A 7,708-nucleotide genomic window follows, 5' to 3' on the forward strand; every position below is an offset into this window, starting at 1 on the left:
GCGTTGCTTGCGGTCGCCGAGCATCCCATGAGAGTCACGGCGGCCCCGGCCATCAGGATGCGACGGGTCGGCCGACCGGGAATACACACCGGCACACTCTAGCGCCGCTACCCGCATCACAGCCTGGCGTCCACAGCCTGGCGTCCACAACCTGGCGTCACAGCGCTGGGTCGGATCACGAGCGCGGGTTCGGCATGTCGTCGACGGGTTGATCGTGGCCGAATCGTCAGCTACACTTCGAACATAAGTTCGACATTCGGCGGGGGTGGCGGTATGACCGGCGGTATGACCGGCAGTGGGTTGGCTGACCTACCCGGGCTGCGGGGCATGGCGGCCGGGTTCGATCCGTCGGAATTGTCAGCACAGGACGTGGCGGAGTTTGTCATGGAGTTGCGTCGGTTCACCAACGCCTTGGAGGCATTGTGGATGCGCTCGATCGAGCGTCTGGACACGTCGCGATGGTGGCAGGTCGACGGTTTCCTGTCCGTGCAGGCGTGGCTGCGCTCCCGTTGCGGGGTGTCGCGGTCCGCAGGGTCGGCAGTGCTGCGCGCGAGTCGGGAGCTGGCGGTGTTACCAGAACTGACGGCCGCGTTCCGCGAGGGTGATGTGTCCTTCGCCCATGTTCGTGCGGTGACCTCGGCGGTGACGCCACAACGTCGGGAGGCGGCGATCAAATCCCATGGGATGTTCACATTTGCGGCTCGGGGGACGGACCCGGCGACGTTGGGGCGGGTCGTGCGTTACTGGGCCCAGGCCTCTGATCCCGACGGTGCGGACAGAGACCGTGACAGGGCACATCGGGCCCGTGGATTGATCGTTTCATCCTCGGTTGAGGGCAAGGTGTTCCTGGATGCACAGTTCGACGCCGAGGGTGGAGAGACCGTCACCGCGGCGTTGGACGCGGCGATGGGAGGCGCACCCACAGCGGGCGATGACCGGTCAAAGGCGCAGCGGCGGGCGGATGCCCTGATCGAAATTGCCAGGCATTACCTGGGCCAGGCAGATCTTTCCCAGGTGCATGGACATCGTCCCCAGCTGACCGCAGTGGTCGATGTCGCGACGCTGGTACCGCCGCCGGGGCAACCGCGCGTCGACTGGGTCGGACCCGCTGCGGCGCGATCGCAGGGACGCGAGCCCACAACGGAACCCGGTGGGGAGCTCCCCACCGGGTTCACCGCCCGGGCGGGCTTCGCCGGTGGCGGGCTCATCGGTCACGCCGCCGCCCGGAGACTGGCCTGCGACGCGCGGGTGACCCGGCTGTTGACCTGGGGTGACAGCGAGATTCTGGAGCTGGGCCGAGTCACTCCTACTGTTTCTCCAGCGCAGTACCGTGCGCTGGAGCTCCGCGACGGTGGATGCGTCTATCCGGGATGCGATCGTCCACCCTCTTTCTGCGACAGCCATCATCTCGTGCACTGGATTGATGGGGGACCCACCGACCTCGCCAACCTCGTCCTCCAGTGCGGGCGACATCACCGTAGGCTCCATGAGGATGGCGAGATCCTCCAGCGCGATGACACCGGCAACTGGCGGATCCGAACGGCCACTGTCGGGCCATCGTGATGAACCCATCGTGGTGAACCCGGCTGGGTCACGCCGCGCGGACGGCCGGTTGAACACGGAGGCCGGGTCGGTCCGGGTCGACCTCCACGACGACTTCGTCGCCGTCCCGCACGATGCCGGCGAGCAGCTCCCGGGCGAGCGAGTCGCCGATCGAGGTCTGCACCAGCCGGCGCAGCGGGCGTGCCCCGAAGACCGGATCAAAGCCGGCGTCGGCGAGCCAGGCCCGCGCTGAGTCCGTGACTGTGAGCGTGATGCGCCGGTCGGTGAGCCGAGCCCGCAGCCGGTCGAGCTGGAGGTCGACGATGCGGGCGAGATCTTCTTTGGCCAGCTGATCGAAGACCAGAACGTCGTCAAGTCGGTTGAGGAACTCGGGCTTGAACGCCTCCCGGACGATGACCATCACCGAGTCGCGTCGCACCTGGGGTGACAGGGTCGGGTCCGCGATGAACTGCGACCCGAGGTTGGATGTCATTACCACGATCGTGCTGCGGAAGTCGACCGTTCTGCCCTGACCGTCGGTGAGGCGTCCGTCGTCGAGCACCTGCAGCAGAATGTCGAAGACGTCGGGATGCGCCTTCTCGACCTCGTCCAGCAGAATCACGCTGTACGGACGCCGGCGGATGGCCTCGGTGAGCTGCCCGCCGGACTCGAACCCGATATAGCCGGGCGGCGCGCCGATAAGCCTGGCCACCGAGTGCTTCTCGGCATATTCGCTCATGTCGATGCGCACCACGGCCCGTTCGTCGTCGAACAGGAAGTCGGCGAGTGCCCTCGCCAGCTCGGTTTTTCCGACGCCGGTGGGACCAAGGAAGAGGAACGAGCCGGTTGGCCGATCCGGGTCGGAGATGCCGGCGCGAGCGCGGCGCACGGCGTCGGAGACAGCACCTACCGCGGCATGCTGCCCGATCACGCGGGCGTGCAGTTCGTCCTCCATGCGGAGCAGTTTGGCGCTCTCACCCTCCAGGAGCCGGCCGGCGGGAATGCCGGTCCAGGATGCGACAACCTCGGCGACGTCGTCCGGGCCGACCTCCTCCTTCAGCATCGCGCCGCCGGGCTCGTCTGGGCCGGGTAGTGCGTCGGTTGCCGCCGCGAGCCGCTTCTCCAGCATCGGGATCATGCCGTAACGCAGCTCGCCGGCCTTGGCCAGGTCAAGATCCCGTTCGGCGACCTCGACGGCGCGCTTGGCGTTCTCCAGCTCTTCCTTGACCTTCTGCACCTCGACGATGGAACTCTTCTCCGCCTGCCACCTGGCGGTGAGACTTGTCAGCTCCGCCCGCTTGTCGACCCGCTCGCGCTGGAGGCGGCCCAGCCGCTCCTTCGACGCGTCGTCGCTCTCCTTGGACAGCGCCATTTCCTCGATCTCCAGACGCCGGACGGCCCGTTCCAGCTCGTCGATGGCCACGGGTCGGCTGTCGATCTCCATCCGGAGGCGGGATGCGGCCTCGTCCACCAGGTCGATTGCCTTGTCGGGCAGGAACCGTCCGCTGACGTACCGGTCGGAGAGGGTGGCCGCGGCGACGAGGGCCGCATCGGTGATCCGCACGCCGTGGTGCACCTCGTACCGCTCTTTGAGCCCGCGCAGGATACCGATGGTGTCCTCGGCCGAGGGCTCGCCGACCAGTACCGGCTGGAATCGGCGCTCCAGGGCCGGGTCCTTCTCGATGCGGGTGCGGTACTCGTTGAGGGTTGTTGCGCCGATCATTCGCAGCTCGCCGCGGGCGAGCATGGGCTTGAGCATGTTGCCCGCGTCCATGGCACCTTCGGCGGCGCCGGCACCGACCACCGTGTGCAGCTCGTCGATGAACGTGATGAGCCGACCTTCGGCGGACCGGATCTCGTTGAGAACGGCCCGTAGCCGTTCCTCGAATTCACCGCGCAGTTTCGACCCGGCCACCATCGACCCGAGGTCGAGCGACACGATGCGGCGGTCGCGCAGGGACTCTGGAACGTCACCGGCGACGACCCGCAGTGCGAGCCCTTCGACGATCGCGGTCTTGCCGACGCCGGGCTCGCCGATGAGGACGGGGTTGTTCTTCGTCCGTCTCGACAGGACCTGCACAACCCGCCGAATCTCGGCGTCGCGGCCGATGACCGGATCGAGCTTGCCGGCTCGAGCCTGCTCGGTGAGGTCGACGGAGAACTTCTCCAACGCCCGGTAGGAGTCCTCGGGATCGCGGCTGGTCACCCGGTGGACGCCGCCGCGGACGGTTTCGAAGGCACCACGCAGGGTTTCAGCGGTTGCACCGAACTCGGTGAGCACTCGCGCCGCCTCGCCGCCCTCCTCTGCGAGCGCGACCAACAGGTGCTCCACTGAGGTGTACTCGTCGCCGAGCCGCTTCGCCTGCCGCTCGGCGTTGTCCAGGACGGTGATGAGCTGCCGGGACAGCTGAGGTGGGGAGACGCTGGCGCCGGTGGCGTGCGGCAGCCGGCTGACCGCGGCCTCGGCACGGGCGCGTACCTGGGCAAGCGGGGCCCCGGTGACGTCAAGGAGGTCGACTGCGACCCCGCCCGACTGACTCAGGACGGCTACGAGGAGATGTAGCGGGTCGACGAGCGGTGAGCCGTCGCCGGTAGCGCGGCTGACTGCGGAGGAGAGTGCTTCCTGGGAGCGAGCGGTGAGCCGGTCCACGTTCATGGGAGTCCTAGAATGATCGTTTAGTTGATTCCATCTTCATTAACGCTCAGAATAGTTGAGTCGTTCCGGCTTAAGATTGGGTCTCGCAAGGCAGTCGGGTCCAGCAGCAGCGGGCGCGGCGCTGTCGTGCCTGGGCGCAGGTGGCTGGGCGCAGGTGGTCTAACGACGCGGGCCGGGTCGCCAGACCACGATCGCACCGCGGTCGACCGGAACAAGATCCCGCCGGTGGCTCTTGTGCGCCTCGGCCACCCGGCGTTCGGCGTCGGCGCGGGCCAGCGCCAGCTCCTCGGTAAGTTGGCGGACCTGCGCCTGTAGGATCATCACCTGGCTGCCCAGCTCCAGGATCCGGCGGATCCCCGCAAGGTTGACCCCCTCCTCCTGGGACAGCCGTTGTACCTCCCGCAGCAGCGCCACATCCCGGACGGAGTACCGCCGGCCGCGTCCGGATGTGCGACCCGGAGTCACCAGCCCCAGCCGGTCGTAGGCCCGCAGCGTCTGCGGGTGCATGCCGGCCAGCTGCGCGGCAATGGAGATCACATACACGGGAGTGTCGTCGTCGTGCGCCGGCCCGGGGCCGGGCCGGGGTGCCGCAGGCAGACCGTTCGGTGGGAGCGGCGGATCGGCCGTTCGGCTCGGCCGTGGTTTCATGGCCGGCCCTCCATCTGTGCCATCAGCGACGTGCGTGGATCTTCGGGATGGGCGTGCGCGAACTCCTGTAGCGCGGTGCGGGCCTTGGGGGAGAGGTCAGCGGGCCGTGGCACCGTGACTTCGATCGTCACGATGAGGTCACCGTGGCCGTGGCCGTGGCCGCCCCGCGGCACCCCGCGGTCCCGAACCCGCAGGCGCTGCCCGCTCGACGTTCCGGACGGAACCTTCACCGTCAGCGGGGCACCGTCGATCGTCGGAACCTTGACCGATGCACCCAGCGCGGCTTCGGTGAAGGTCACTGGCAGGATGATCGTCAGGTTGTGCCCCTCACGGCCGAAAACCGGGTGGGCCAGCACGTGGACGGTGACTTCGAGGTCGCCGGACTGCCCGCCGCGTTCACCCGGCGATCCGCGACCCCGGACCCGGAGCCGTTGACCGTCCGCGACCCCTGGTGGGATACGGATCCGCTGTTCGCGTTCCCGCCGTCCCGTGCCCAGGCAGCTCGGGCACGGTGATTCAATGATCGTCCCCTTGCCGATGCAGTCACGGCACGGCTCCGACAGGGCAAACCCACCCTGCGAACGGGACACCACGCCCAGGCCCCGGCAGGTCGTGCATGTTCGCGGCGTCGTGCCCGGCCGGGCGCCGCTTCCCACGCAGGTGACGCAGGTCGCGGCGCCCGGCAGGCGGACGGTGGCCTCAAGCCCGGTCAGGGTCTTCTCGAACGGGATCGTGACCTCGGCCGCGATGTCGCTGCCACGGCGAGGGCCACGGCCGCTTGGCGACCGTTGGAAGAGGTTGTCGAACAGACCCCCGAGGCCGCCGGGACCGGGGCCCGCGCCCGCCCCGCCCAGCAGGTCATCCAGGTTGAACGCACCGCCTGCGCCGTACCCGCCCGGTTGGTAGCCGTAACCACCCGTGGGATGGCCCGCGGTGCCACCCGCGGCGAACAGCGCCCGCGCCTCGTCGTACTCCCGGCGCCGGGACTCGTCCGACAGCACGTCGTAGGCCTCGGAGACCTCCTTGAAGCGCGCCTCTGCCTTCGGGTCATCGGGGTTCTTGTCCGGATGCAGCTCGAGGGCAAGCCGGCGGTAGGCCTTCTTGATATCGGTAGCCGAGGCGTCCTTGGGGACGCCGAGAGCGGCGTAGTAATCCTTTTCGACCATGTCACGAACACTCACGGCGCCCCTCCTTTCACCATCATGTCGTGTATCGACGCTCGAAGCGGACCTTGTCTGGCAAAAGGGCGGATGGCATCGACTACTCGACGGCTTCCGTCGCGCCGCCTCCCGCATTCGGCGTGCTTCCCGCCGTCGCGTCTCGCACGCTCTGGTTCATGTCAGCCTCGATGGCAGTCTCGGCGGCCGCACCCGCACCCGCACCCGCGTCGGCATCCGGCGCCGGCTCCGCGACCGATACCTGGGCCGGGCGCAGTACCCGACCGGCGTGGCGATAGCCGGCGCGGAAGACGTCCACGCAGGTCGACCGGGTCACCTGTGAGGAGTAGGTGTGCATGAGCGCGTCGTGGATCAACGGGTCGAACTCGTCGCCCTGGGAGCCGAACCGCTCAAGGCCGGCGGTCTCAAGCGCGCTCTCCAGCGACTCGGCGACCGCCTTGAACGGACCCTCCAGGTCGCCATGGTCACGTGCCCGGCCGATGTCGTCGAGGGTGGGCAGCAGCACCGCCAGCAGCTTTCCCGTCGCCTGCTCGGCCATGACCTGGCGGTCCCGCTCGACGCGGCGGCGGTAGTTGTCGAACTCGGCCTTGAGCCGCTGGAGGTCGGCGGTGCGTTCGACGACCTGCTGACGCAGGGACTCCAGCAACTCCCCACCGTCGGTTGCGGCGCCCACGCTCGCGGCGCCTGCAGGGCTCGCGGCCGCCGCGGCGGCGTCGCCAGTAGCCTTTGTCTCCACCCGGATGGCGTCCCCTCGTACCTGCCCGCTCTCGGGATCAATGCGGCGCTTGTCCCGGACGATCACGGGTTCGTCCGGCGTGGACATGCTGAGCGTCCAGTCATCCCCGCGCGCCGAGGTCACTTCTTGTCCTCCTCGTCCACTATCTCGGCGTCCACGACGTCGTCGTCCGTGCCCGGACCGCCCGCGCCGGCCGGACCGCCTGCTCCGCCCGCGCCCTGCGCATCGGCGTAGAGCGACTGACCCATCGCGGAGCTGGCCTTGGCGAGCTCGCCGGTGGCCTCGCGAATGGCCGCGATGTCGGTACCGCCGACCGCCGCGCGCAGCGTCGACAGCTTCTCCTCCACATCGACCTTGATCGCTGCTTCGATCTTGTCGCCGTTCTCGGCCAGGAACCGCTCGGTGGAGTACACGAGCGTTTCGCCCTGGTTGCGGGTCTCGGCCTCCTCGCGGCGCTTGCGGTCCTCCTCGGCGTACTGCTCGGCGTCACGGACCATCTTGTCGATGTCGTCCTTGGGTAGCGCCGAACCGCCTGTGATCGTCATCGACTGTTCCTTGCCGGTGCCCAGGTCCTTCGCGGAGACGTGGACGATCCCGTTGGCGTCGATGTCGAAGGTGACCTCGATCTGCGGGATGCCGCGGGGTGCCGGCGGCAGGCCGGTGAGCTCGAACATGCCGAGCTTCTTGTTGTAGGACGCCATCTCGCGCTCGCCCTGGAAGACCTGGATCTGGACGGAGGGCTGGCTGTCCTCGGCGGTGGTGAAGATTTCCGACCGCTTGGTGGGGATGGTCGTGTTGCGCTCGATGAGCTTGGTCATGATCCCGCCCTTGGTCTCGATGCCCAGGGAGAGCGGGGTGACGTCGAGCAGCAGGACGTCCTTGACCTCACCCTTGAGGACACCGGCCTGCAGGGATGCGCCCACGGCGACGACCTCGTCGGGGTCTGTC

General features: G+C 68.4%; 6 protein-coding genes. 1 reads left to right on the forward strand and 5 read right to left on the reverse strand.

Translation table 11 applies throughout. The features are described from left to right. The first annotated feature begins 273 nt into the window (after nucleotides 1–273). Nucleotides 274–1,563 (forward strand): HNH endonuclease signature motif containing protein, encoded by a 1,290-nt coding sequence (locus U9977_RS07260; protein WP_322748413.1) that lies wholly within the window; start codon nucleotides 274–276, stop codon nucleotides 1,561–1,563. A 28-nt stretch (nucleotides 1,564–1,591) separates the two neighbouring features. Here U9977_RS07260 and clpB read toward each other — a convergent pair whose 3' ends face one another. From clpB to U9977_RS07285, 5 genes are all read right to left on the reverse strand, one after another. Further along, nucleotides 1,592–4,198, reverse strand: coding sequence for an ATP-dependent chaperone ClpB (gene clpB / locus U9977_RS07265; protein WP_322748414.1), 2,607 nt, complete (start codon nucleotides 4,196–4,198; stop codon nucleotides 1,592–1,594). A 159-nt stretch (nucleotides 4,199–4,357) separates the two neighbouring features. Continuing rightward, a complete protein-coding gene (locus tag U9977_RS07270) occupies nucleotides 4,358–4,846 on the reverse strand; it encodes a heat shock protein transcriptional repressor HspR (protein ID WP_322748415.1) in 489 nt (162 codons plus the stop codon). After that, the gene (dnaJ, locus tag U9977_RS07275) at nucleotides 4,843–6,027 is read right to left on the reverse strand and encodes a molecular chaperone DnaJ (protein WP_322748416.1); all 1,185 of its coding nucleotides are present in this window, start codon (nucleotides 6,025–6,027) and stop codon (nucleotides 4,843–4,845) included. Before dnaJ ends, U9977_RS07270 begins: the two co-directional genes overlap by 4 nt. A gap of 79 nt (nucleotides 6,028–6,106) precedes the next feature. After that, nucleotides 6,107–6,883, reverse strand: coding sequence for a nucleotide exchange factor GrpE (grpE, locus tag U9977_RS07280; protein ID WP_322748417.1), 777 nt, complete (start codon nucleotides 6,881–6,883; stop codon nucleotides 6,107–6,109). Continuing rightward, the coding region (locus U9977_RS07285; RefSeq protein WP_322748418.1) for an Hsp70 family protein at nucleotides 6,880–7,708 on the reverse strand (829 nt) is incomplete at its 5' end. The genes grpE and U9977_RS07285, both read right to left, overlap by 4 nt.

The organism is Protofrankia sp. Cas8, from assembly GCF_963555845.1.
GTDB lineage: Bacteria > Actinomycetota > Actinomycetes > Frankiales > Frankiaceae > Protofrankia.

Coding starts and splice junctions, on each gene's coding strand:
- U9977_RS07270 (WP_322748415.1), bottom strand. CDS start 4,846: ATGAAACCACGGCCGAGCCGAACGGCCGATCCGCCGCTCCCACCGAAC.
- U9977_RS07260 (WP_322748413.1), top strand. CDS start 274: ATGACCGGCGGTATGACCGGCAGTGGGTTGGCTGACCTACCCGGGCTG.
- clpB (WP_322748414.1), bottom strand. CDS start 4,198: ATGAACGTGGACCGGCTCACCGCTCGCTCCCAGGAAGCACTCTCCTCC.